Genomic DNA, 23966 nt, shown 5'->3' with positions numbered 1-23966 from the left:
CCATGACCCAGCCTCCCCTCTTCACCGCCACCACGCGCGACATCCGCGTCTCGGTGCGCGCCTTCTACCTCTCCGACCAGTCGCAGCCGGAGCAGTCGCACTTCGTCTGGGCCTATCGCGTCAGCATCGAGAATCAGGGGCAGCGCACCGTGCAGCTGCTGAAGCGGAGCTGGCAGATCACCGACGGGATGGGCCGCACCCAGCAGGTGCACGGCCCCGGCGTGGTGGGCGAGCAGCCGGTGCTGGAACCGGGCGAGAGCTTCGAATACACCTCCGGCACCCCGCTCTCCACGCCCTCGGGCTTCATGCGCGGGTTCTATCACATGCTCGACACCGTCAGCGGCGAAGCCTTCGACATCGCCATCCCGCTGTTCAGCCTGGACAGCCCGCACCAGACCGGCGCGGTGCATTGATCCCTCGTCGCCCGAGCCTTGCGCCGGCGGCCATTGCCCCGGCGCCGTTCCGTCCCCATTGATGCCCCAGAGCTTTTTCTGAACGCCTTTTCTGAGCCCGTTTCCTGAGCGCCTTTCCTGACGGACCGCCAATCGGAATTCGCACCGTGAACATGACCTTTCCGCCGGCGCGTCCGCTGGCCGACCCCGCCAGCACCGACCGAGATGCGGCGCCGCGCCGCCCCAGCCGGGCCGAAGCCGAGGAAGCCGTGCGCACGCTGCTGCTCTGGGCCGGCGACGACCCCGGGCGCGAGGGGCTGGCCGACACCCCCGCCCGCGTCGCGCGCGCCTATGAGGAGTTCTTCTCCGGCTACAAGGAGGACCCGGTGGCCCTGCTGGCCCGCTCCTTCGAGGAGACGGACGGCTATGACGAGATGGTGGTGCTGCGCGACATCCGGCTGGAGAGCCATTGCGAGCACCACATGGTGCCCATCATCGGCCGCGCCCATGTGGCCTATCTCCCCGCCGGGCGGGTGGTCGGCATCTCGAAGCTGGCGCGCGTGGTGGAGGCCTATGCCCGCCGCCTGCAGATCCAGGAGAAGCTGACGGCGCAGATCGCCAACAGCATCGACTCCGTGCTGCGGCCGCGCGGCGTGGCCGTGATCATCGAGGCCAGCCACCAGTGCATGACGACGCGCGGCGTGCACAAGCCGGGCGTCGCCATGATCACCAGCCGCATGCTGGGCGAGTTCCGCACCGATCCCGCCATGCGGCGGGAATTCCTGGCGCTGACCCAGAACGGGCGGCCGGTGCCGGAAGCCTGAGGCGGGGGCGGCCGGCCGCGCCGCCCTCCCCAGCCTGCTCGCCCTGGGCCCGCCCCCCCGGCCCGTCTTCAGGGGCGGATCAGGCTTTCCTGCTGCACCGGGCCGGGCAGCGGCGCGGTGGGGGCGCCGGTCATCAGCCAGTCGCGCAGGTTGCGGCGAAGCTGGAACTCGAACTCCACGTTCAGGTCGTCCATGCCCTGGCGCACGATCTGGTCGGCGGCGCGGGCGCGGCTGGCCGGCCCCTCGTCGATCACGGTGGCGCTGCGGCGCACCTCGGCCTCGGCGAAGGCCACGCGGCGCCCGTCATCGGCCAGCACCTCGACCCGCACGCGGATGGCGAGCGACAGGCGCTCCGTGCGCTGGGTGAACAGGCCGCCGCCATCGCCCACCTCGCGCGTCAGCATGGCGCTCTCCACCAGGAAGCGGCCGCGCCCGGTGGTGCCGACCGGCACCAGCCGCTCCCGCCCCATGCGGACCGCCTGGGCGGAAGGGGAGAGCGGCGCGGGCGGGTCGATGCGGATATTGGGGCCGGGGCCGGGCTCCAGCACCTCGATGTTCAGCACGTTCAGCCGCAGCGGCGTCAGGTGGCCATAGGTGGGCGGCGGCTGCAGGGCCGGCTGGGCATCGCCGCCCGCGCAGGCCGCCGCCAGCACCGGCAGCGAGAGCGCGAGCCCGCGGCGTGTGATGGACATCATGATCCCCTGTTCTCCCCCAGTTGGAGCGGACCCCGCCCCGGTGGAACCACCGGAGGGGCCGAAGATGCCTCTACAAACCACGCGGCGGGCGCGGCGGCCATACCGGCCGTCACGCCACTCCCGCCCAGGGCGGTGTCAGGCCTGGCCGGCGGCGGGCTGCACCTCGTCCCGCGGGAAGCGGAAGCCGACATTGCAGAACTCGCAGGTCATGGTGATGTCGCCATTCTCGGCCATGTGGTCGAGGTCGTCCGTGCCGAAGCCGGCCAGCACCGAGGCCAGCCGCGCGCGGGAGCAGCGGCAGCCATAGGAGAGCGGGCGCGGCCGGTCGAGCATCAGCCCTTCGGCGTGGAACAGCCGGTACAGCAGCCGGTCGGACGAGAGGGCATCGTCCAGCATCTCCGCCTCGGTGATGGTGGTGGCCAGGGCGAGCGCGGTCTCCCAGGCATCCTCCTGCGCGGCGCTGTCCATGCCGGGGCCGATGCCGCCCGCGCCCGCCACCCGCTCGAGGATCAGCGCGGAGGCGCGCCAGCCCTGCGGCGTGTGCCCGGCGGCCAGCCAGACGCGGCTGTCCAGCTGCTCGGAGGTGGCGAAGTAGTGCCCCGTCATCTCCGCCAGGCTCTCGCCCTCGATGGCGACGATGCCCTGGTAGCGCTCCATCTCCGCGCCCTGGTCCACCGTGAAGGCGAGATAGCCCTGGCCGAGCAGCGTGCCGGCGCCGGGGCTGCCCTCCGGCAGGCTCTCCGGCTCGGCGCGGGCATAGCCGCGCAGCGCGCCGGCCTCGGTGCAGTCGGCCAGCAGCATACGGACGGGGCCATCGCCCTTGGCCTGCAGGCTGAAGCTGCCCTGGAACTTCAGCGCGGCGGCGAGGCCGGCGGTCAGCGCCAGGGCCTGCCCCATCAGCGCCGCCACGGCGGGCGGGTTGTCGTGCCGGGTCAGCAGCGCGTCGGCCAGCGGGCCGAGCCGCACGAGGCGGCCGCGCACCGGCTTCTCCTGCAGGTGGAAGGGCTGGACCCCGCGCGGCACGGTCAGGTCCGGCACGGGCGGGCGGTCATGGTTCAGGAAATCGGGGGTGGTGGAAGGCTGGGTCGGATCGGTCACGCGGCAGGGGCCTGAAAATTCCAAAAAGCATAGATAGGGACCTCCGCCCCGCTCTGCGACGGGGCGGCGGCATCCGTGCCGCTCATGCGCGGCTTCTCCGGGCCGGCGCCCTCAGGCGACCCGGCCCTCCACCCGGTTCTCCATCAGCTGCGAGACCACCAGCTGCTGCACCGGGCGAAGGTGGTTGCCAAGGCGCAGCGCGGCGCCGCGCAGCAGGCGGGCGGGCAGGGTCTCCTCGCTGTAGAGCCTCGCCGTGGCGTTGGTGGCCAGGTAGAGCGGGCGCGTCGCGCGCCGGTGCGCGTGGGCGTAGCGGCGCAGCACGTCGGGCGCCGCGAAATCCCGCCCTGCCGCCCGGGCGGCGCGGATCTCGCCCGCCAGCGTGTCCTGCCCGCGCAGGCCGAAATTGAAGCCATGCGCCGTGACCGGGTGCATCCCCACCGCCGCGTCGCCCAGCAGCACGGCGCGGGTGGTGGCGAAGCGCTCGGCATAGACCGCCACCAGCGGATAGACATGCCGGGTGCTGACCAGCTCCATGGCGCCCAGGCGCTGGCGGTAGCGGCGGGCGATCTCGGGGCCGAAGGCCGCCTCCGGCATCGCCTCCAGCCGCGCCATCTCCTCGGCCGGCAGGGTCAGCACCACGGAGGAGCAGTCGCCGTTCAGCGGCAGCATGGCCAGGGTCTGGCCATAGTCGAACCACTCGGTGGCGACGGCGTGGTGCGGCGCCGCGTGGCGCACCCGCGCCACCATCATGCGCTTGCCGAAATCCCGCATCTCGGCGCCGATGCCCAGCGCCTTGCGCACGCCGGAGAAGCGGCTGTCCGCCCCCGCCAGCAGGCCGGCCCGCAGCGCCGTGCCGTCCTCCAGCCGCAGCCAGGCGCCGTCCACGTCCGTGCCCATGGCGGCGACGCCCTGGCCAGCCAGCAGCGTCACGTCGGGGCAGGCGCGGGCCACGCGGTAGAGGGCGCGGCGGATGGCGTGGTTGGAGACCAGCCGGCCCAGCTCCGCCTCCGGCCGGCCGCGCGTGTCGAAGCGGAGCGCGTAGGCGGAGCCGCCATTGAGCACCCGCGCCTCCCGCAGCGGCGAGATGCTCTCCGCCGGGATGTGCGCCCAGGCGCCGAGGCGCTTCAGGATGTCCTGCGAATGGTAGGTGAGCGCGATCTCGCGCCCGTCGAAGGCGGCATTCTCCAGCGCCGCCTCCGCCTGCCGCTCGACCACGGCGATGGCAAGCCCCAGGCCGGACAGCGAGGCAGCAAAGGCCAGCCCCACCGGCCCGCCGCCCACGACCACGACATCAAAGCGCCTCGCCCCGTCCATCCTCCCGTCCATCCCTCAGGCCCATCCTCTGCATGCCACAGCCTGTTAGGTAGGACGGCCGGCGGATTCCGCAAAGCGGCCTGTGGGAGAAAGGGCTCAGCCCGCGCGCAGCCGGCCCACCACCTCCACCAGCTCCTGCCGCAGCGCCTGGCCCTGCTGCGCCACCGCCGTGGTGGCCTCGCGCAGCGCCTCCAGCGCGCCGGCGGCGGTGCCGACATGCGCGCCGAGCCGCTCCGTGCTGTCGGCCGCGCCCTGGGTGCCGCTGGCGGCGGCGGCGGCGTTGCGGGCGATCTCGCGGGTCGCGGCGCTCTGCTCCTCCACCGCCGCGGCGATGGCCGAGGTCACCTCGTCCATCCGCCCGACGGCCTGGGCGATGCCGCGCACCGTCTGCACCGCCTGCCCCGTGGCGGAGCGCATGGCGTTGATCTGGGTGCCGATCTCCTCCGTCGCCCTGGCCGTCTGGTTGGCCAGGCTCTTCACCTCGGAGGCCACCACGGCGAAACCCTTGCCGGCCTCCCCCGCCCGCGCCGCCTCGATCGTGGCATTCAGCGCCAGCAGGTTGGTCTGACCGGCAATGTCGGCGATCAGCTTCACCACGTCGCCGATGCGCGCCGCCGCCGCCGACAGCCCGGCCACGGTGGCGTCCGAGGCGTCCACCGCCTCCACCGCCTGCCGGGTGACGGCGGCGCCATCGCTGACGCGGCGGGTGATCTCCTCGACGCTGGCGGCGAGCTGGTCGGCGGCGGCGGCCACCGCCTGCACGTTGCGGGTGGCGCCCTGGGCGCGCTCGGTGGCGGCGCCGGCATCGCGCGCGGCGGCGCCGGTGCCCTCGCCCACGGCGCGGGTGGCGCTCTCCAGCCGCTCCACCTCGCCCCCCAGCGCCCGGGCGATGCCGCCCACGGCGGATTCGATCTGCCCGGCCAGCGCCGCCTGCATCTGCCGCTGCGCGGCAGCGGCCTGGCTGCGCTGGGCCTCGGCCGCCGCCTCCAGCGCGCGGGCCTGGCGGGCGCCCTCCCCCAGGCTGCGCACGGCGCGGCCGATCTCGCCCAGCTGGTCGTGCCGCTCGGTGCAGGGCACGGGGCGGTCGAACTGCCCGGCGGCGATGGCGTTCACCGCCCCGGCCAGCCCCTTCAGCGGGCGCAGCACGAGGCTCATCAGCCACCACACCGCCAGCGCCACCGGCAGGGTGACCGCGGCGCCGGTCCAGAGCGCGGTGAAGGCCAGCCTGTCCTGCGTCGCCATCAGCGCGGCCAGCGGCTGCCCGACGAAGAGCAGCCCGACGACCCGCCCCTCCGGATCGCGGATCGGCTCGTAGATGGTCTGGTGCTCGGCGCCGAGGATGACGTTGACGCCGTGATAGGCCTCGCCGCGGCGGAACACGGCGTCGTATGCCGGGCCGGGCGCCAGCTTCGTGCCCACGGCGCGGCCGCCGTCGGGGCGGGTGACGTTGGTGGCCACGCGGGTATCGCCGGCGAAGATGGTGGCCACGCCGCCGGCCACGGCCTTTACCGTGTCCACCACCTCCATGCGGCCGTTCACCGGCTTGCCGTCCAGCAGCAGCGTCTCGCCCTGCAGGCGCCACTCCCGGCCCTGCAGCGCGAGCAGCGCCTTCAGCATGGCGAGGTTGCTCTCCAGCTCCTGCTGCGACTGCGCGAGCGCATACTGGCGCATCTGCAGCAGGATGGTGCCGCTCGACACCGCCGCGACACAGACGACGGAGAGCAGGGTGAGGAGCACAAGGCGCGGCACCACCCCAAGGCGGCGCGGCAACGCGGCAAGCGTGGCGAAGACAGGCATGCGGGGTGTCCTGGCCAGGAGGTCCGGTCCAGAACTACCCCGCAAGCGTTGATGAAGCGTTTAGCCGGCCCTCGGCCTCAGAGGCCGGCCAGCGCCCAGAGCAGCACGCCCTTCTGCGCGTGCAGCCGGTTCTCCGCCTCGTCGAACACCACGCTCTGCGGGCCGTCGATCACCGCGCCGGTGATCTCCTCGCCACGGTGCGCCGGCAGGCAGTGCATCACCACCGCATCCGGCGCCGCGTGGGCCAGCAGCGCCTCGTTGAGCTGGTAGGGGGCGAGCGTGTTGTGGCGGGCGGTGGGGCCGCCCTCCTTCTCGTCCGACATGCTGACCCAGGTGTCGGTGACGACGCAGTGCGCGCCGCGCACCGCCGCCACCGGGTCCGGCGTCAGCTCGACGCGCGCGCCCTCGCGCCGCGCCCAGTCCACCAGCTGGGCAGGCGGCGCCAGCTCGGGCGGGGTGGCGAGCCGCAGCGTGAAGTCGAACCGCGCCGCGGCCTGGATGAAGCTCTGCGCCACGTTGTTGCCGTCGCCCGTCCAGGCCACGACCTTGCCGGCGATGGGGCCGCGATGCTCCTCGAAGGTGAGGATGTCGGCCATCAGCTGGCAGGGGTGGGAGACGTCGGTCAGGCCGTTGATCACCGGCACGGTGGCGTGCTGCGCCAGCTCGCGCAGCTTCGCCACGCTGTCGGTGCGCAGCATGATGGCGTCCACGTAGCGGGAGAGCACCCGCGCCGTGTCCGCCGGCGTCTCGCCGCGGCCGAGCTGCATGTCCTTCGAGGACAGCACGATGGCATGGCCGCCGAGCTGGTGGATGCCCACCTCGAAGGAGACGCGGGTGCGGGTGGAGGGCTTCTCGAAGATCAGCGCCACCGTCTTGCCGGCCAGCGGCCTGTCCGCCACCTGCCCGGCCTTGGCGCGGGCGGCGAGGTCGAGCATGCCGCGCAGCGTGGCGCCGTCGAAATCCGACAGCTCCAGGAAGTGGCGGGGGCGGCCCTGCGCCGCCCCCCCCTGCGCCGTCGTCTTCAACGCCGCACTCACTTGGCCATCGCCTTGGCGTCGGCCGGGGTCAGGCGGCGCGCGGCGCGGTCCAGCATCTCCAGCGCCGCGTCCACCTCCGCCTCGGTGACGATCAGCGGCGGCGCCACGCGCAGCACGTTCTGCCCGGCCGCCACGGTCAGCAGCCCCTCGTCGACGGCGGCGGCCTGGAAGTCGCCATTCGCCACCGCCGGCGTCAGCTGCAGCCCGACCAGCAGTCCGGCGCCGCGCACGCCGCTCGCCACCGTGGGGTGGCGCGCCGCGAGGTCGTTCATGCCGCGCCACAGGTGGCGCGCCACGCGGTCCACCTGCTCCAGGAAGCCGGGGGCCAGCACCACGTCCAGCACGGCGTTGCCGGCGGCGCAGGCCAGCGGGTTGCCGCCATAGGTGGTGCCATGGGTGCCGGGCTTCAGGTGCTTCGCCACATGTTCCTTGGCCAGGATGGCGCCAAGCGGGAAGCCGCCGCCGATGCCTTTGGCCGAGGACATCACGTCCGGCTCGATACCGGCCCACTGGTGCGCCCAGAGCTTGCCGGAGCGGCCCATGCCGGTCTGCACCTCGTCCAGCGCCAGCAGCAGGCCGAACTCGTCGCACACCGCGCGAAGCTCCTGCAGGAAGCGCAGGTCGGCCGGGCGCACGCCGCCCTCGCCCTGGATCGGCTCGATCATGATGCCGGCGGTGTGCGGGCCGATGGCGTCGCGCACCGCGTTCATGTTGCCGAAGGGCACATGGTCGAAGCCCTGCACCGGCGGGCCGAAGCCGGCGAGGTACTTCTCATTGCCGGTGGCCGAGAGGGTGGCCAGCGTCCGGCCGTGGAAGGCGCCCTCGAAGCAGATCAGGTGGAACTTCTCGGGGTGGCCGTTCTCCGCATGGTATTTGCGGACGGCCTTGATCATCCCCTCATTCGCCTCGGCGCCCGAGTTGCAGAAGAAGACGCTGTCGGCGAAGGAGGCCTCCACATGGCGCGCGGCCAGGCGCTCGGCCTGTGGCACGCGGTAGAGGTTGGAGACGTGCATCACCTTGGCCGCCTGCTCGGCGATGGTGCGCACCAGATGCGGTTGGCCATGGCCGATGCTGGTGGTGGCGATGCCGCTGCCGAAATCCAGGAATCGTCGCTGATCCGCCGTCCACAGCCAGGCGCCCTCGCCCCGCTCGAAGGCGAGGTCGGCACGGTTGTAGGTCGGCATCAGAGCGGGGATCACGCGAATACGTCTCCGGCTGCTTCCGCGCCGCACGCGACCCTTCGCATGCCCGACCGCGGAAACGGGCAGAGTGCCGCAAACCGGCGGCGCGGTCAAAGGCCGGAAATCGTCCGCAAGCGGCCCAGCAAGCGGCCCAGCAAGCGGCATCGTGAGCAGCATCGTGAGGCGGGCCAAACTGCACCGTCGCAACTCTGCCCGGCCCGGCCAGTTACCCCGGGGCACGCGCCCTCACCGGGCGCACCCAGACCCCCGCTGGAGGATCCGACACGATGCGCACACCGATGATCGCCCTGACCGCTGCCGCCCTGATCGGCTTCGCCGGGGTCGGCGGGGCCGCCATGGCCCAGACCGGCGCCAACCCGCCGAGCAGCACGGCCACGCCCCCGGGCACGCAGCCAGTGCCGCCGCCGGCGCAGTCCGGCGAGCCGCGCATGAACCAGCGCCAGGGCAGCCCCTCGACCCCCACCACCACTGGCCCCCGCACCGAGCAGGGTGCCAACCCGCCGACCCGCAGCGCCACGCCCCCGGGCACGCAGCCGGTGCCGGCGCCGGCGCAGTCGGGCGAGCCGCGCATGAACCAGCGCAATGGCAGCCCCTCCACCTCCACCACCACCGGCCCGGCCGGCGCCAACCCGCCGATCGGCCCGAGCGCCGTGCCGCCGCCGGCCAGCACCGGCACCACGGGCTCCTCGGTTCCGCCCACGCGCTGAGCCCTTGCGGGCCGATGGCCCGCGCAGCCTGAGACAGTCGAGGATGCCGCCGGCCGCCAGGCCGGCGGCATTCGCGTTTGTGGCTTGCTACCGGGAAGCCATTCTCTTGCCCCCGCGCCATGGGGCAGGCGCCGGGTGGGCAGGCCGGCCGCTTCATGGCAGATTGCGCGCATGGAAAAGCGGCAGGAACCCAGGCGGAGGCCGGCGGCCGGCCCGGCGCCGGATGCCGGCCGGCTGCGCGAGGCCGCGCTGCTGCATCTGGCACGTTTCGCCGCCACGGAAGCCGGGCTGGTACGCGTGCTGCAGCGGCGCGTGGCCCGCTGGGCGCAGCGCGCCGAGGCGGAGGGGCAGGATGGCGCGGCCATCGCCCGGGTGGTGGCGGAGGGCCGCGCGGCGGCGCAGGAGGTGGCGCGCCGCCTGGTGCAGGCAGGGGCGGTCGATGACGCCGCCTTCGCCGCGTCCCGCGCCCGGCGCCTGCAACAGGGTGGCCGCTCCCGCCGCGCCATCGCCGCGCATCTGGCCGCCAAGGGCGTGGCGGCGTCCACGGCCGAGGCCGCGCTGGACGGAGAGACGGCCGATGAGCTGATCGCAGCGCTGGGGCATCTGCGCCGCCGCCGCGCCGGCCCCTTCGCCGCGACGCCCCCCGACGCGGCCGCCCGGCTGAAGACGCTGGCCGCGCTGGCGCGGGCCGGCTTCCCGCGCGAGGTGGCGCAGCGCGCGCTGGACCTGCCGCCCGAGGTGGCGGAGGAGCGGCTGCTGGCCTCCCGCCGTGGCTGAGCCGCAGCCCTTCCGCCCGGTGGTGTTCACCCGCGCCGGCATGCGGCGCGGGGCGCGTGCCGCCCTGCCCCTCTACCTTGGACTGCTGCCCTTCGGGATGGTGGTGGGCGTCATCTCCGCCGGCAAGGGCCTGTCGCTGGCCGAGACCCTGCTGATGTCGGCGATCGTCTATGCCGGCGCCGCGCAGCTCCTGGCGCTGGAACTCTGGGCGGACCCGGCGCCCGTCCTGGCGGTCACCTTCGCGGCGCTGGTCGTGAACATCCGCCTGGCGCCGATGGGAGCCGCTCTGGGCTTCTGGCTGGACCGGCTGCGCGGCTGGCGGCTCTGGGGCACGCTGGCCACGCTGGTGGACCATGCCTTCGCCATGAGCATCGCCGAGCACCGGGCGGGCGGGCGCGATGCCGGCTACCTGCTGGGCCTGGGCCTTTCGCTGTGGGTGGCGTGGCAGGCCGCCACCGTGGCGGGGCATGTGCTGAGCGGCGTGGTGCAGCTGCCGCCGGGGCACCCGCTGTTCTTCGGCGGCACCGCCGCCTTCGTCGGGCTGCTGGTGCCGATCTGGCGCGGGGCCCGGCAGGACCTGCTGCCCTGGGCGCTGGCCGGGCTGGCGGCGCTGGGAACGCAGCGCCTGGGCCTGCCGCAGCCCCTGCCCCTGCTGGCCGGCGCCCTCTCCGGCGCCGCCCTGGCGGCCTGGAACGAGATCCGGGCCCGTGGCGGGCCCAAGGCCGGTTCCGAGGCCAGTTCCGGGGCCGGTTCCGAGGCCAGCCCCGGCACGGCACCATCCGGCCCCGGCACGGCGCCATGATGCGGAGCGACGTGCTGCTCGCCATCCTGGGCATGGCGCTGGTCACCTATCTCTGCCGTGCCGGCGGCTATGCGTTGCTGCGGGTGGTCCGCCCGCCGCCCTTCATCGACGCCATGCTGCGCCATCTGCCCGGGCCGATCTTTGCCGCCTACGTGACCCTGGCCCTGAGCCGGACCGGCCTGCCGGGGCTGTTCGGGGCGGCGGCGGTGGTGCTGGTGCAGTGGCGCACCGGCAATCTCAGCGCCTCCATCCTGGCCGGGGTGGCGACGGTCTGGCTGTTCGGCCTGCTGGCCGGAGCCTAGAGCAGATCGCGAGCAGGCTGCTTCGCCTGATCGCGTTAAGATGCTCGTGAAAACAATGAGCTAGAGCCTTTTCCGTGAGCCAGTACGAACGGAAAAGGCTCTAGCGCCGGCGCCGCTCCGCCTCGGCTGTCATGCTCCGGCCAACGCAAGGGTTGACGCCGCGGACCATTCCGGCGCCTTTCCGCGCACCCGCGGCGAGATCCACACGCGGCCAGGAAATCCCACAATCATTCCGCGCATCACGCGAATAAAAGTTGAAAGTAACGCGAGGATCCGATGTGGGTTCTTCTCCTCACTAAAATGTTGATCCTGAATTTTGTTGTTTTCTATTTTTTCATTCAGCGCCCTGCTCTATCGCCTTCCCGAGCAGGAGCATGGCAGCCGGTCGCCCCGCACGGGCGGGCCCCTCCTTCTTCATTCGGATGATCAGGAGAGCCCGATGACCCAGCTTGGTGTCTATCTTGGCAACCGGCCGCAGGATCTGCCGGCCTTCGAGGAATGGCTCGGCCGGGAGGTGGACAACATTCACGTCGTCTCCGGCTTCCAGAGCTGGGCCGACCTGATCGACAGCACCCGCTGGAACGCCCGCGAGCTGTGGCACGAGACGCCGCGCGACCATCAGTGGTCGATCCCGCTGATCCCGCTCGGCGCGACGCTGGAGGAGGCCGCCACCGGCGCCTACAACGCCCGCTACCGCGAGCTGGCCACCATCCTGATCGAGAACAGCCAGACCGACGGGCCGATCGACGTCCGCACCGGCTGGGAGTTCAACGGCGACTGGTTCCCGTGGTCGGCCATCGGCCATGAGGAGGCGTATATCGGCGCCTTCCGCCAGTTCGTCGATTCGTTCCGCGCCGTCTCCGACCGCTTCGTCTTCGAGTGGAACGTCAACGAGGCCTGGGGCGGCATGGACCCCGCCACCGCCTATCCGGGCGACGACTATGTCGACATCATCGGCATGGATGTCTACTGGAACACCCTCTACTTCACCAGCGATCCCTACCAGGCCTGGGACATGCTGCTGAAGGAGAAGTACGGGCTGCAGTGGCACCAGGACTTCGCCGCCGCGCGCGACAAGCCCACCGCCTACTCCGAATGGGGCGTGATGACCAACAACGCCGAGCCCTTCGTGAAGGCGATGAAGGTGTGGTTCGACACGCATGACGTGGTGTTCCAGTCCCGCTGGGATTCCGACGACAGCTTCCCCGGCCGCCTGTCCGACGGCAGCGAGCCGAACACCGGCCGCGCCTATGTCGAGACCTTCTCGGACACCAAGATGGACTGGAGCCTGGATGGGCTGCAGTACATCGCCAGCTATGCCGACCTGATCGAGGCCTTCGGCGCCGATGCGGCGGCCGGCCAGCGCCACTACTTCCATCACGGCATCGAGGAAGGCCGCACCACCGACGGATTCGATGCGCGGACCTATCTGGCGAACTACGCCGACCTGCGCGCCGCCTTCGGCTCGAACGAGAACGAGGCCGCCCGGCACTTCATCACCTTCGGCCATGCCGAGGGCCGCACCGACCTGGATCTGTTCTGAGGCGTCCTCCATGGCCGCCTGCCGGCCCTGGATGCACCCCCGCTCCCTTCCAAGAATTCCCTCGCCCGGCCAGGCCCTGCATCTGGCCGGGATTTCCATGACCGCCCGGCCTCCCCCGCCGCCAGGAAAGCGCACGCATGCTCTCACGCCAGCAGCCGGGCGACGGCTTCTTCTCCACCCGCGGCAACGAGATCGTCGATGCCGCCGGCATCCCGGTGCGCCTCTCGGCGGTGAACTGGTTCGGCATGGAGACGGTGCGCGGCGCGCCGGACGGGCTGCAGGCGCGCAACTGGCAGGAGATGATGGACCAGATGAAGGCGCTTGGCTTCAACGCCATCCGCCTTCCCTTCTCCAGCGAGGTGCTCGACGGCAGGCTGCCGCCCACCGACATCGACTACGGCCGCAACCCGGATCTCGCCGGCCTTTCCGGCGTGCAGCTGCTCGACAGGATCGTGGGCTATGCGGGCGAGATCGGGCTGCGCATCATCCTCGACCGGCACCGCGGCACGGCGGGGGACGGCCCCAACGGCTCCGGCCTCTGGTACGACAACACCCACCCGGAAGCCGAGTGGATCGCCGACTGGGTGATGCTGGCCGGCCGCTACCGGGGCAACCCGACCGTCATCGGCGCCGACCTGCACAACGAGCCGCACAGCCAGGCCAGCTGGGGCGGCGACCCGGCGACCGACTGGCACGCCGCCGCCGAGCGCGCCGGTGCGGCCATTCAGGCGGTGAACCCGGACTGGCTGATCCTGGTGGAAGGCGTGGACCGCCACGAGGGCGACTCCTACTGGTGGGGCGGCAATCTGCAGGGGGTCGCCGAGCGGCCGGTGGTGCTGCCCGCCGGCAACAAGGTGGTCTATTCGCCGCACGACTACCCCAACTCGGTCTTCGCTCAGCCCTGGTTCCAGAGCGATGACCTCGCCGCCACCCTGCCCGCGGTGTTCGACCGGCAATGGGGCTACATCTCGCGCGAGGGCATCGCGCCGATCATCCTGGGCGAGTTCGGCAGCCGCCTGCAGGACCCGAAGGATCTGGCCTGGCTGCTGGCGCTGACCCGCACCCTGAACGGCGATCACGATGGCGACGGCACGCGCGACGCCGGCGCGCCCTCGGCCGGCCTGTCCTGGGCCTGGTGGTCCTGGAACCCGAACTCGGGCGACACGGGTGGCATCCTGGGCGACAACTGGATCACGCCGGACCAGGGCAAGCTCGACATCCTGGCCTTCATCCCCGGCACGGATTTCGCGGCGAGCCGGCTGCTGGTGGCGCCGCCGCAGGGCGGCGACCTTCATGGCGGCGCGGGGCTGGACACGCTGCGGATCGACCAGGGCAGCGGCGCCTGGCATGTCCTGCGCGACGGCGAGTCGCTGCTGGCGCGCAACCTGGGCACGGGCGCCACCCTCTCCGGCGCGGCGATCGAGGTGGTGCAGTTCGCCGACGGGGTGAGGATCGACCTGCGCGCCCTTTCCTCGGAACGCCCGCTCGAATACGTCGCCAGCCATGCCGACTTGGCCGCCGCCTTCGGCGCCGATGCGCTGGCCGGCTCGGTGCACCGGCTGCAGCACGGCTTCGCCGAGGGGCGCGCCACCAGCTTCGACGGGCTGGCCTACATCGCCAGCCAGGCCGACCTGATCGCCGCCTTCGGCGCCAGCGAGGATGCGGGCGCCACCCACTACATCCGCCACGGCCGCGCCGAGGGCCGCGCCACCAGCTTCGACCCGGCCAGCTACCTCGCCGCGCATGAGGACCTGCTGGACGCCTTCTGGCAGGACACGGAGGCCGCGGCCGCGCACTACATCCGCTTCGGCCGGAACGAAGGACGCGCCACCGGCTTCGACGCCGCGCGCTACATCGCCGGCCATGACGACCTGGTCGACGCTTTCGGCACCGACCTCCGGGCCGGCACCCGGCACTGGCTGGCGCATGGCCATGCCGAGGGGCGCGACGCCGCCGCCTTCGATGCCGCCCAGTACCTGCGGAACTATGCCGACCTGCGTGCCGCCTTCGGCGCGGACGAGCAGGCGGCGGCCCTGCACTACATCACCCACGGCCACGCCGAGCAGCGCAGCGACGCACCGCTGGGCTGAGCCGCCTTTTCTCAGCCACCGCCTTTCAGCCGCAGCCTTCTCAGCCGCCGGGCAGCAGCGCCAGCAGGCGGGCGGCGGGCGGCCAGGCGGCGGCGATGTCGGCGCGCCAATGCCACAGCGCCGCCACCCCGGCCGCCACCGCCAGGAGAGAGAGAATCCAGGCGAACACCGCGCCCGCCACGCCGGGCGCGGCGGGCGGGGGGCCGGAAGGGCGCAGCGGCGGCAGCGCCAGCAGCGGCGGCGGCGCCTCCAGCCGGGCGGGCAGCGGCACCCAGCTCTGCGTGCAGCGCACGCAGCGCACCGCCCGCCCCGGCGCCAGAAGCGCGTCCGGAACGTCATAGGCGGCAGCGCAGGCCGGGCATTCGAGGCGCATGCCACCGCTATGCCGGGGCACCCCCGGCCCTGCAACCCCCCGTTGCGCTGCAACCCTTCGTAAAGCGAGGCGGGTGGCGGCGCGCGGCTTGGCGTGGCATTCCCTGCCGCATGGTGCGCTTCACCGCGGTCGGCCTGCGTTACCCCTCGCCCGACGGGCAGGAGGGGCCGGAAGCCCTGGCCGACCTGACCTTCACGCTGCCCGAGGGCAGCTTCACCTGGCTGCTGGGGGCCTCCGGCGCCGGCAAATCCTCGCTGCTGCGGCTGATGCATCTCGCATTGCTGCCGACGCGGGGGGAGCTGGAGGTGCTGGGCGTGCGCGTGGACGCGGCGCGGCGCAGCGCGCTGCCCGGCCTGCGCCGGCGCATCGGCGTGGTGTTCCAGGATTTCCGGCTGCTGCCCTACCTCTCCGCCTTCGACAACGTGGCGCTGCCGCTGCGCCTCGCCGGCCGCTCCGAGGCCAGCCTGCGGCCGGACGTGACGGAGATGCTGCGCTGGGTGGGGCTGCAGGGGAAGGAGCTGTCCCTGCCGCAGCAGCTCTCGGGCGGCGAGCAGCAGCGCATCGCCATCGCCCGCGCGGTGGTGACGCGCCCCGCCCTGCTGGTGGCCGACGAGCCGACCGGCAACCTCGATTCGCACCAGGCGCGCCGCCTGCTGGCGCTGCTGACGCAGATGAACCGGCTGGGCACCACCGTTGTGGTGGCCACCCACAGCGAGGACCTGGTGGCGCAATTCCCCGCCCAGGCCCTGCTGCTGGAGGATGGGAAGGTCATCCATCATGGCTGATGCCCGCAACCGGAGTGGCATGACCGAGCGCCGCACCCGCTACGCGCGCGACCCGCTGGGGCTGAAGCGGGCGCTGTCCGACCGGCTGCTGCCCGGCCTCGTCGCCGCCATGGCGCTGCTGGCGGCGCTGGCGCTGGCCGGCAGCCGCGGCGCCGCGGCGCTGAAGGAGCGCTGGCAGCAGGGCGCCGCCGCCGCCGTGACGGTGCAGCTGCCGCCCGAGCAGGCCGGCCGGATGGACGACGCCCTGGCCCTGCTGCGCGCCATGCCCGGCGTGGCCAGCGCCGAGGCGGTCGATTCGGCGCGGATGCGGGAGCTGCTGCGCCCCTGGCTGGGCGAGGTGCCGGCCCTACCGCTGCCCTCCGTGCTGGAGCTGCGGCTGGAGAACCTCAACATCGACCCGGCGCCGATCGGCCGCCAGCTGGCCGAGGCGGTGCCAGGGGCGGAGCTGGAGGCGCATGGCATCTGGGTGGCGCGGCTCGCCGCGCTGGCGCGCAGCGTGCAGGGCGTGGCGCTGGCGGTGCTGGCGCTGGTGGTGGGCGTCGCGGTGGCGGTGGTGGCGGTGGCCACGCGGGCCGGCCTCGCCTCGCGCCGGCAGGCCATCGAGATCCTGCACGACCTCGGCGCCACGCAGGGGGATATCGCCGGCCGCTTCGCCCGCCGCATCGGGCTGCTGGCGGCCGGCGGCGCGCTGGCCGGCGCGGCGCTGGCGGTGCCGACGCTGGGCGCCATGGCCAGCCTGGCGGCGCCCCTCTCGGGCGGCGTGGTGCAGCCCTGGTCGGCGCTGCCCTGGCTGGACCTGCTGATGCTGCCGCCCGTGGCCGGCGCGATCGGCTGGGCGACCGCGCAGTTCAGCGTCCGCCGCTGGCTGAAGCGCCTGCCGTGACACCCCTGCCCGATGGCAGCCGGCGGCGCGGCCCCAGCCGGCTCTGGCTGCTGCCGGCCCTGCCGGCGCTGCTGCTGCTGGGCGGGCTGGCGCTGTTCGCCGGGCAGAGCCGCGCCCGGCCGGAGGCACCGCTCGCCACCACCGACGGCATCGCCGTGCTCACCGGCGGGCCGCAGCGCGTCGATGCCGGGCTGCACCTGCTGGCCGAGGGGCGTGCGCGCTGGCTGATCATCTCCGGCGCGGGGCGGGACGCCACGCTGGAGGAGCTGGCGCAGCGCGCCGGGCTGGATCCCGCGCCGCTCGCCGGCCGCGTGACGATGGGCCGCGCCGCCACCAGCACGCGCGGCAACGGGCTGGAGGTTGCGGAATGGGCGCGGGCACGGCAGATCGGCTCGCTGCGCGTCGTCACCGCCGCCTTCCATATGCCCCGCGCCCTGCTGGAGCTGCGCCGCACCCTGCCCGAAGTCACGCTGGTGGCCCACCCGGTGCAGGCCGCCGGCCCCCGGCCCGGGCTGCTGCTGCGGGAATACGGCAAGCTGATCGGGGCGATGCTCGGCCTGTCCGTCCTGAAACCGGAGAAACCGCCCTCGTGACCGCCCTGCGCTCGGCCCTGTTCAACGCGCTGTTCTTCAGCGTCACCGCCATGACATGCGTGTTGGGGCTGGCCCTGGTGCCCTTCCCGCGCCGTTACGTGCGCCGCTACGTGCAGGGCTGGGCGCGGCTGATCCTGTGGCTGCTGCGCGTGGTCTGCGGCATCGGGCTGCGGGTGACGGGCTGGGAGCACATGCCCAAGGGGCCGGTGGTGGTGGCGGCCAAGCACCAGTCCGCCTACGACACGGTCGTCTGGCTCGCCCTGCTGCCGGACCCGGTCTATGTGCTGAAGCAGGAGCTGCTGCGCATCCCGACCTGGGGCCGGCTGGCGCGGCACTACGGGGCGGTGGCGGTGGACCGCAAGGGCGGCGCCACGGCGCTGAAGCGCATGGTGCGCGAGGCCGGCGCGGTGCTAGCCGAGGGGCACCAGATCGTCATCTTCCCCGAGGGCACGCGCACCATGCCGGGGCAGCGCATCCCCTACCAGCCGGGGGTGGTGGCGCTGGCCGCCGCCAGCGGCGCGCCCGTGGTGCCGGTGGCCACCGACAGCGGGCTGCGCTGGGGGCGCGGCGCGCTCTCCCGCAAGCTGCCGGGGCCGATCACCGTGGCCATCATGCCGGCGCTGCCGCCGGGCCTGCCGCGCGTGCAGCTGGTGGCGGCGCTGGAAGAGGCGATCGAACGTGAGACCGACCGCCTGGTGGTGGCCGCCGGTGGCCCTGCCCTGTCCCCACCCCTTGTGGATAAATCTGTGGGATAAGGGCCACGGAAGATTTCGAAACTGTTTCAGGGACTGCCCGCAAGCCGCTGCTGAGGCTGGCTTTTCTCTTTTCGAAAGCGCGTCTTGACTGTTGCGCGGCGGCCCCAACCAGCATCAAGCCATTGATTTTACGAAGAATCCCTCTGCGGCACTGCGGACGTGGCGCGGGCGGGCCTTGATGTGCCAGCCGCTTCCCACCGGCCACTGTGGATAAGTCTGCGGATAAGCGGTGCGGCCCATTGTAGCGGCTGGCGCGAATCGGCGCCGCTACTCCGCCGGGCCGGCCGGCAGCAGTGCGGCGATACGGTCCAGCCCCGCATCCCGCACCCCCAGCGCGCGCAGATGCGCCACCGTGTTCAGCAGGTAGTCCCGGTTCGGACCCATGCAGCCCTGGCCCAGCGCGATGGCGGCGGCGGCGCGCTCGGGCGTCAGATCCCGGCAATAGGCCTCAGCCCGGCGGTCGACCACGAAGGCCACGGCGCGCCGCACCGCCCCCGGCTGGTCCAGCAGCCGCACCGGCACCAGCCGCCGCTCATAGACGCCGCCCGACATCTCCCGCTCGTCGAGATAGTCCAGCACCGCCGGCGCGGCCTCGGCCTGCACGCGGAAGGCCACGCCGCGGCAGGCCCCGCCCCGGTCCAGCCCCAGCACTAGGCCGGGGCATTCCGGCGTGCCTCGGTAGCGGCGGGACCAGATGCAGAAGCGGCGGTGGAAGCCCCGCAGCAGCGCCGGATGCATGGCGCTGTGCGCGAAGCCCGGCTTCCAGATCAGCGAGCCGTAGCCGAAGACGTAGAGCGAGCCGTCCGGATCGAGCAGCGGGGCAATGGCGGGGTGGGTCATGCGGCGGGCCGGGTCGGCGTCCAGGGCTGCGCGGCCGCGCGCCCTCCGCCCGGCGGGCGTGGCCGGGGGGCAGGGAAGCGGCCGGCCGGGTTGGGGTCGGGAAGGCCACGCCGCGTTTCCGCAGGGCGGCCGATCCCCCTATACCCTGGCCGGTGATGACCCGGAAGCCGCAAGACCCCTCGCCCCGCCGCCGGCACCGTGCCGGCTGGTGGCTGCTCGGCCTGGCCCTGCCCCTGGCCCTGCTCGGTGCCGGCCACGCCGTGCTGTGGCGCCTGGCGGCGCAACGGCTGGAGGCCGGCTTTCATGCCTGGGCCGAGGCCCGCCGCGCCCAGGGCTGGCAGGTGGCGCATGGCCCGCCAAGCCCGGGCGGCTGGCCGCTGGCCGCCACCCTCGCCCTGCCGGCGCCGCGCGTCGCGGTGCCCGGCGCCGCCGGATGGCAGGCGGAGGCGCTGATGCTGCGCGTGCGCCTGCTGCGGCCCGGCACGCTGGAGGCGGAGCCGGAGGGCCGGCAGTCGTTGCGCCTCGGCGGTGCCATCCTGCCCTTCGCCGCCGGCCGGATTCTGGCCACCCTGCCGCTGGAAGCGGGCCGGGCGCCGGACCGCGCCACAGTCACGGCCACGCAGCTCCGCATCGGCACCGGCGCGGAAGCCACGGCGGTGGAGGCCGCCAGCGCCCACCTTGCCACCGCGCCGGATGCCAGGGAGGGCGAGGCGGCCCTGACCCTTTCCCTCTCCCTGGACGGGGTGATGCTGCCCCTGGCCACGCCGCTTGGCCGGCAGGTGGAGGCGGCTACGCTGGAGGCGGTCATGACTGGCCCCCTGCCGGGGCCAAGCCTCCTGCCTGCCCGGGCCATGCAATGGCGCGATTCCGGCGGCGCGCTGGAGGTGCGGGCGCTGACCCTGCGCGCCGGCGAGGTGGCCGCCAGCGCCGCCGCCACCCTGGTCCTGGATGCCGCCCTGCAGCCGATGGGCGCCGGGACGCTGCGCATCGCCGGCGCGCCGCGCCTGCTGGAGGCGCTGGGCGCGGCCGGGCTGGTGCCGCCGCGCACCGCCACGCTGGCGCGCGGCCTGCTGCCCCTGCTCTCCCGCCCCGACCCGGAGACCGGCCAGCCGACGCTGGAGGTGCCGGTGACGCTGGAGAACCGCACCCTCTCCGCCGCCCGCATCCCGCTGGCGCGGCTGCCCGCCCTCGCCCTGCCGGAGTGACGGGGGCGGCGCCGCCTCAGAACGATTTCAGCAGCCGGTCGATGTAGTCCAGCTCGCTGGCCGGCCGTTCCCGCTCCGCGCCGCGGCGGCGCAGCTCCTCCAGGATGCGGCGGCTGCGCAGCATCTCGGCCTCCTGCGGCACCTGGGTGTCGCTGCCCTGGTCGTTGGCGCCGGGCGCGTCGCGGGTGGGGCGGCCCAGCGGGTCGCGCCCCTGGTTCTGGCCGGTCATGCGGTCCTGGCCCTGGCCGCTGCCCTGCTCCTGGCCGGGCATGGCCTGGCCTTCGCCCTGGCCCTCACCCTCGCCCTGCCCCTGGCCGAACTGGCGCTGCATGGACTGCGCCATCTGCCGGCCGCCTTCCTGCAGCTCGCGGATGGCCTGCTGCTGGTGGGGCGCAGCGTCCCCGCCCTGGCCCAGCGCCTCCTGCGCCTGGCGCATGGCCTGGTCGGCACGGCCCAGCGCCTCGGGGATCTCGCCGGTGAGGTCGCCGAACTGCTGCATCAGCTCGCCCAGCGCGCGGCGCAGCGCCCGCTGCTGGCTGGCATCGCGCCGCGCCTGCTGGCCGGCCTCGCCCTGGGCCTGGGCCTGGGCCTGGGCCTGCTGGCGGGATTGCGGGGCCTGCCGCTGGCCGCCGGCATTTGGGGGCTGGGCCTCGCCGCGCTGGTGGCTGCGGTCCAGCATCTCCCCCTGACGCTGCACCATGTCCTGCACCGCGCCCATCTGCTGCTGCCCGCGCTGTTGCTGCTGCTGCTGGCGGCGGGCATTGCCGCCCTCCGGCCGGGCGGCGACGCGGCCCTCCTGCAAGGCATCCAGCATCCGCTCCAGCTCGGCCAGCTCCTGCTCCAGCCGGTCGGTGCGGCCCTCGCGGGCGGCGTCCTGCATCTCCTGGGTGCGGCGGTCCAGCTCGCGCTGGTCCATCAGGCGCTGGCTGGGGTCGAAGGGCATGGCCTCGGCATTCTCCTGCCGCAGCCGCTCGGCCAGCGCCTCCAGGTGGCGCTGCACCGCCTCGCGCAGCTCCTGCACGCGGCGCTCCAGCTCGGCGCGGGCGGCGGCGTCGGGCGGGGTGCGCTCGGCTTCGGCCAGCGCCTCGCGCAGCGCCTCGCGCGCGGCGGCGAGGGCGCGCGCCGTGCGGTCGGTGCGGCCTTCCTCCAGCGCCACGGCGGTCTGCCACATCAGCGCCTGGGCCTCCTCCACCCCTTCCGGCCGGCGGTCCCGCTGCAGCCGGTGGCGCGCCACGCGCAGCGCCAGGAAGGTGGCGATGTCGTGCTCGAAGGCCTCGGGCGCGGCGGCGAGGCGGTCCAGCCCCAGCCGCGCCGCCTCCCGCCCGCCCGGATCGGCCGAGAGCGCCTTGCGCAGCTCCACCAAAGCGCGGGCGACGGGGTGGTTGAAGCTGCGCTCCGGCAGGGTCAGGCCGGCCTCCTCCGAGGTGCCTTCCTGCCCGGCGCCGTCGCGCGCCACGATGCGGGCGCGCACCGGCAGCCCGGCCCAGGGATGCGCCGAGAGGTCGGGCTGCGCCACGCCGCGGGGCTGGCGCGGATTGCCGCCGGAGAGCGGCAGCTCCAGCACCAGCGGCGGCGCCTCGGGGCGGGCCGCCAGGCGCAGCTCGGCGCGGGCGGCGCCGACGCCCCAGTCATCCTCGGCGCGCCAGGGCAGGCGGAGGGCGAGGCCGCGCGCAGCCGGCCCCGGCGCCTCGGCGAAGGCGGCGGTGGGCGGCGCGTCGGCCTGCACGCTGACGGTCCAGGCGGCCAGCTCCCGCCCCTCCCGCCACAGGGCGAGGCGGGCGCCCTGCTCCAGCGGCATCTCCAGCGCGTGGCTGCCGGCATCCAGCGTGCGGAAGGGAATGGCGCGCGCGTCCACGCGCAGCTCGGGGGCGCCGCCCTGCCCGCCCGAGAGGGCGAGCTGCAGCGTGCTGCCCTGCGGCACCGTCAGGCTGCCGCCCTCCAGCCCGAGGAAGACAGGGGCGGCGCCGGTGTAGCCGGGCGGCGTGATCCAGGCTTCCAGCCGCAGCGCCGCCACGCCGGCGGGGGCGGCCATCAGGCTGGGCCAGAGGGCGCGGCGCAGCCGCTCGCCGCTCTCGCCGCCGGCCATGGCCAGCGCCGCGCAGAGGCCCACCAGCAGCCCGCCGCGCAGCGCCCGCCGGTCCCGCGCCGCCAGGTTCGGGCGGGGGGCGCCGATGCGCAGCCGGCTCAGCCCGGCGAGCGCGCGGGCCTGGTGGGCGCGCCACAGCGCCAGCGTCGCCGGGTCCTCCGTCGTGGCGTGGTCGCGCAGGGTGGAGAGGGGGCGGTGCCGCAGCCCGGAGGCGGCCTCGATGCGGCGCTCGGCCGCGGCGTCGCCCGGCCAGGCGAGGCCGCGCAGCCCGCGCCAGAGGGCCAGCCCAAGGGCCAGGGCAAAGCCCAGGAGAAGGAGCAGGTGGAGCCAGGGCGGCACGGCCATGAACAGGCCGGCGAGCGCCGCGACGAGGAACAGGCCGATGACGCCGAGGGCCGGCCACAGCCGGGGCCACAGCGCCTCCCAGCCCAGCGCCAGGCGCGCGAGCCGCCGCCCGCGCGCGAGGCGACGGGCCAGCGGATCGCGCCGCGCCGTCACGGGGTGAGCCACTCCGGCAGGCGCTGGTGCGCCAGCAGGTCTTCCGGTGTCTGCCGCGGGCGCACGACGGCGAAGCGGGTGTCATCCACCATCACCTCGGCCGCCAGCGGGCGGGCGTTGTAGGTGCTGCTCATCACCGCACCATACGCACCCGCATCCAAAAATGCGATGAATTCCCCCGGAGGCAGGTCGGGCATGGCGCGGTCGCGGGCGAAGGTGTCGCCGCTCTCGCAGACCGGCCCGACGATGTCGGCCGGCGCCAGCGGCGCGGCGTAACGCGCGGGGCTGAGCGGCAGGATGCCGTGCCAGGCCTCGTAGAGGCTGGGGCGCAGCAGGTCGTTCATCGCGGCGTCGGCCACCAGGAAGCGGCGGCCGCGCCCCTGCTTCTGCAGCACGATGGAGGCCAGCAGCACGCCGGCGGGGCCGGCGATCCAGCGGCCCGGCTCCAGCATCACCGGCAGGCCGAGGCCGCCGAGCGTGGCGCGGATGGTGCCGGCCAGCGCCTCGGGGGCGGGCGCCACCTCGTCGCGGTAGGGGATGCCGAGGCCGCCGCCGCAATCGACGCGCTCGATCGGCAGGCCGGCGGCGCGCAGGCCCCGCACCATCTCGGCCAGCCGCGCATAGGCGGCGTGGTAGGCGCCCATGCCGGCGGTGATCTGGCTGCCGATATGGGTGGCGATGCCGATCGGGCGGATGCCGGGCAGCGCCGCCATGTGCGCGTAAAGGGCGTGCGCGTCCTCGTAGGCGATGCCGAACTTGTTGTCCGCGCGGCCGGTGGTGATCTTGGCGTGGGTGCCGGCATCGACATCGGGGTTGACGCGCAGCGCCACGGGGGCGCGCAGTCCCATGCCCTCGGCGATGGCGGCGATCATCGCCACCTCCTCGGCGCTCTCGGCGTTGAGCTGGAAGATGCCCTCGGCCAGCGCCAGGCGGATCTCGGCCGCGCTCTTGCCGACGCCGGAGAACACCGTGGCGCCGGCCGGGATGCCGGCGGCCAGGGTGGCGCGCAGCTCGCCCGCGCTCACCACGTCGGCCCCCGCGCCCTCGGCGCGCAGCACACGCAGCACCGCCTGGCTGTCATTGGCCTTGGCGGCGTAGTGGATGCTGGCGTCGAGCCCCGCGCCGTCCAGCGCAGCGCGCAGGGCGCGGTAGCGGCGGCGCAGCGTGCCGGCGGAATAGACCCAGCTGGGCGTGCCGACCTCCCGCGCGATGCGGGCGAGCGGCACCTGCTCCAGCAGCAGCCCGTCATGGGCGTGCAGGGAGAGCGCCGGGCGGGCGGCGAGAAGGTCGGCGAAGGACGGGTCGGCGGTATCGCGCGCGACGGGAAGCGGAGCGGCCATGCGGCATTCTACTGCGCGCCCCCTGGCC

23 protein-coding genes are annotated in these 23966 nt (G+C 74.1%); 13 read left to right on the top strand and 10 right to left on the bottom strand.

What is annotated here, in order from left to right:
• The first annotated feature begins 2 nt into the window (after positions 1-2).
• Positions 3-413 carry a Co2+/Mg2+ efflux protein ApaG gene (apaG, locus tag CR165_RS10415; RefSeq protein WP_109516912.1) on the top strand — a complete coding sequence of 137 codons (411 nt, stop codon included), beginning with the start codon at positions 3-5 and terminating at the stop codon, positions 411-413.
• Between the two features lie 152 nt (positions 414-565).
• Positions 566-1216, top strand: coding sequence for a GTP cyclohydrolase I FolE (gene folE / locus CR165_RS10410; RefSeq protein WP_109517007.1), 651 nt, complete (start codon positions 566-568; stop codon positions 1214-1216).
• Positions 1217-1284: 68 nt separating this feature from the next.
• Here the strand turns inward: folE and CR165_RS10405 are convergent, their stop codons facing one another.
• From CR165_RS10405 to CR165_RS10380, 6 genes are all read right to left on the bottom strand, one after another.
• Entirely contained in the window at positions 1285-1911 is a 627-nt protein-coding gene (locus CR165_RS10405) for a hypothetical protein (RefSeq protein WP_109516911.1), read from the bottom strand.
• A gap of 135 nt (positions 1912-2046) precedes the next feature.
• Positions 2047-3009 (bottom strand): Hsp33 family molecular chaperone HslO, encoded by a 963-nt coding sequence (gene hslO, locus CR165_RS10400; protein ID WP_109516910.1) that lies wholly within the window; start codon positions 3007-3009, stop codon positions 2047-2049.
• 111 nt (positions 3010-3120) lie between these two features.
• Positions 3121-4323: a 5-demethoxyubiquinol-8 5-hydroxylase UbiM gene (ubiM, locus tag CR165_RS10395; RefSeq protein ID WP_109516909.1), complete on the bottom strand. Its 1203-nt coding sequence runs from the start codon at positions 4321-4323 to the stop codon at positions 3121-3123.
• 96 nt (positions 4324-4419) lie between these two features.
• Positions 4420-6120, bottom strand: coding sequence for a methyl-accepting chemotaxis protein (locus tag CR165_RS10390; RefSeq protein WP_109516908.1), 1701 nt, complete (start codon positions 6118-6120; stop codon positions 4420-4422).
• A 77-nt stretch (positions 6121-6197) separates the two neighbouring features.
• Positions 6198-7157 carry an ornithine carbamoyltransferase gene (argF, locus tag CR165_RS10385; protein ID WP_109516907.1) on the bottom strand — a complete coding sequence of 320 codons (960 nt, stop codon included), beginning with the start codon at positions 7155-7157 and terminating at the stop codon, positions 6198-6200.
• Positions 7154-8356: an aspartate aminotransferase family protein gene (locus CR165_RS10380; RefSeq protein ID WP_181378089.1), complete on the bottom strand. Its 1203-nt coding sequence runs from the start codon at positions 8354-8356 to the stop codon at positions 7154-7156. The genes argF and CR165_RS10380 overlap by 4 nt, the downstream gene beginning before the upstream one ends.
• A gap of 269 nt (positions 8357-8625) precedes the next feature.
• Between CR165_RS10380 and CR165_RS10375 the strand changes: the two genes are divergently transcribed.
• From CR165_RS10375 to CR165_RS10350, 6 genes are all read left to right on the top strand, one after another.
• Complete coding sequence (locus CR165_RS10375) at positions 8626-9066, top strand: hypothetical protein (protein WP_109516905.1); 441 nt, start codon at positions 8626-8628, stop codon at positions 9064-9066.
• A gap of 171 nt (positions 9067-9237) precedes the next feature.
• Positions 9238-9843 carry a regulatory protein RecX gene (locus CR165_RS10370; RefSeq protein ID WP_109516904.1) on the top strand — a complete coding sequence of 202 codons (606 nt, stop codon included), beginning with the start codon at positions 9238-9240 and terminating at the stop codon, positions 9841-9843.
• Positions 9836-10645, top strand: a complete 810-nt coding sequence (locus CR165_RS25990) for an AzlC family ABC transporter permease (protein WP_281262099.1) — start codon at positions 9836-9838, stop codon at positions 10643-10645. Before CR165_RS10370 ends, CR165_RS25990 begins: the two co-directional genes overlap by 8 nt.
• Positions 10642-10947 carry an AzlD family protein gene (locus CR165_RS10360; RefSeq protein ID WP_245906318.1) on the top strand — a complete coding sequence of 102 codons (306 nt, stop codon included), beginning with the start codon at positions 10642-10644 and terminating at the stop codon, positions 10945-10947. Before CR165_RS25990 ends, CR165_RS10360 begins: the two co-directional genes overlap by 4 nt.
• A gap of 439 nt (positions 10948-11386) precedes the next feature.
• Entirely contained in the window at positions 11387-12490 is a 1104-nt protein-coding gene (locus CR165_RS10355) for a glycoside hydrolase family 26 protein (RefSeq protein ID WP_109516903.1), read from the top strand.
• A 137-nt stretch (positions 12491-12627) separates the two neighbouring features.
• Positions 12628-14580, top strand: coding sequence for a glycoside hydrolase family 5 protein (locus CR165_RS10350; protein WP_109516902.1), 1953 nt, complete (start codon positions 12628-12630; stop codon positions 14578-14580).
• A gap of 40 nt (positions 14581-14620) precedes the next feature.
• Here the strand turns inward: CR165_RS10350 and CR165_RS10345 are convergent, their stop codons facing one another.
• Positions 14621-14953 (bottom strand): zinc-ribbon domain-containing protein, encoded by a 333-nt coding sequence (locus tag CR165_RS10345; protein WP_109516901.1) that lies wholly within the window; start codon positions 14951-14953, stop codon positions 14621-14623.
• Positions 14954-15063: 110 nt separating this feature from the next.
• Here CR165_RS10345 and CR165_RS10340 point away from each other — a divergent pair, with 110 nt between their 5' ends.
• The 4 genes from CR165_RS10340 to CR165_RS10325 are packed head-to-tail and all read left to right on the top strand — an operon-like array spanning position 15064 to position 17969.
• Positions 15064-15738, top strand: a complete 675-nt coding sequence (locus CR165_RS10340) for a cell division ATP-binding protein FtsE (protein ID WP_109516900.1) — start codon at positions 15064-15066, stop codon at positions 15736-15738.
• Entirely contained in the window at positions 15731-16621 is an 891-nt protein-coding gene (locus tag CR165_RS10335; protein ID WP_245906316.1) for a cell division protein FtsX, read from the top strand. The genes CR165_RS10340 and CR165_RS10335 overlap by 8 nt, the downstream gene beginning before the upstream one ends.
• Positions 16618-17214: a YdcF family protein gene (locus tag CR165_RS10330; RefSeq protein WP_245906314.1), complete on the top strand. Its 597-nt coding sequence runs from the start codon at positions 16618-16620 to the stop codon at positions 17212-17214. Before CR165_RS10335 ends, CR165_RS10330 begins: the two co-directional genes overlap by 4 nt.
• Positions 17211-17969: a lysophospholipid acyltransferase family protein gene (locus tag CR165_RS10325; protein ID WP_109516898.1), complete on the top strand. Its 759-nt coding sequence runs from the start codon at positions 17211-17213 to the stop codon at positions 17967-17969. The genes CR165_RS10330 and CR165_RS10325 overlap by 4 nt, the downstream gene beginning before the upstream one ends.
• A gap of 267 nt (positions 17970-18236) precedes the next feature.
• On the opposite strand, the gene CR165_RS10320 is transcribed toward CR165_RS10325, so the two are convergent.
• Entirely contained in the window at positions 18237-18809 is a 573-nt protein-coding gene (locus CR165_RS10320; RefSeq protein ID WP_109516897.1) for a gamma-glutamylcyclotransferase, read from the bottom strand.
• 155 nt (positions 18810-18964) lie between these two features.
• On the opposite strand from CR165_RS10320, the gene CR165_RS10315 reads away from it, so the two are divergent.
• Positions 18965-20014: a DUF2125 domain-containing protein gene (locus CR165_RS10315; protein WP_109516896.1), complete on the top strand. Its 1050-nt coding sequence runs from the start codon at positions 18965-18967 to the stop codon at positions 20012-20014.
• A gap of 16 nt (positions 20015-20030) precedes the next feature.
• Here the strand turns inward: CR165_RS10315 and CR165_RS10310 are convergent, their stop codons facing one another.
• Positions 20031-22598: a TIGR02302 family protein gene (locus tag CR165_RS10310; protein WP_181378088.1), complete on the bottom strand. Its 2568-nt coding sequence runs from the start codon at positions 22596-22598 to the stop codon at positions 20031-20033.
• Positions 22595-23938, bottom strand: coding sequence for a diaminopimelate decarboxylase (gene lysA, locus CR165_RS10305; RefSeq protein ID WP_109516894.1), 1344 nt, complete (start codon positions 23936-23938; stop codon positions 22595-22597). The genes CR165_RS10310 and lysA overlap by 4 nt, the downstream gene beginning before the upstream one ends.
• Between the last annotated feature and the right edge of the window lie 28 nt (positions 23939-23966).

This window comes from Teichococcus aestuarii (assembly GCF_003116135.1).
Taxonomy (GTDB): Bacteria; Pseudomonadota; Alphaproteobacteria; order Acetobacterales; family Acetobacteraceae; genus Pseudoroseomonas; species Pseudoroseomonas aestuarii.
Note: the sequence above shows the minus strand (reverse complement) of the source record. Positions and strands in the feature narration are given on the sequence as shown.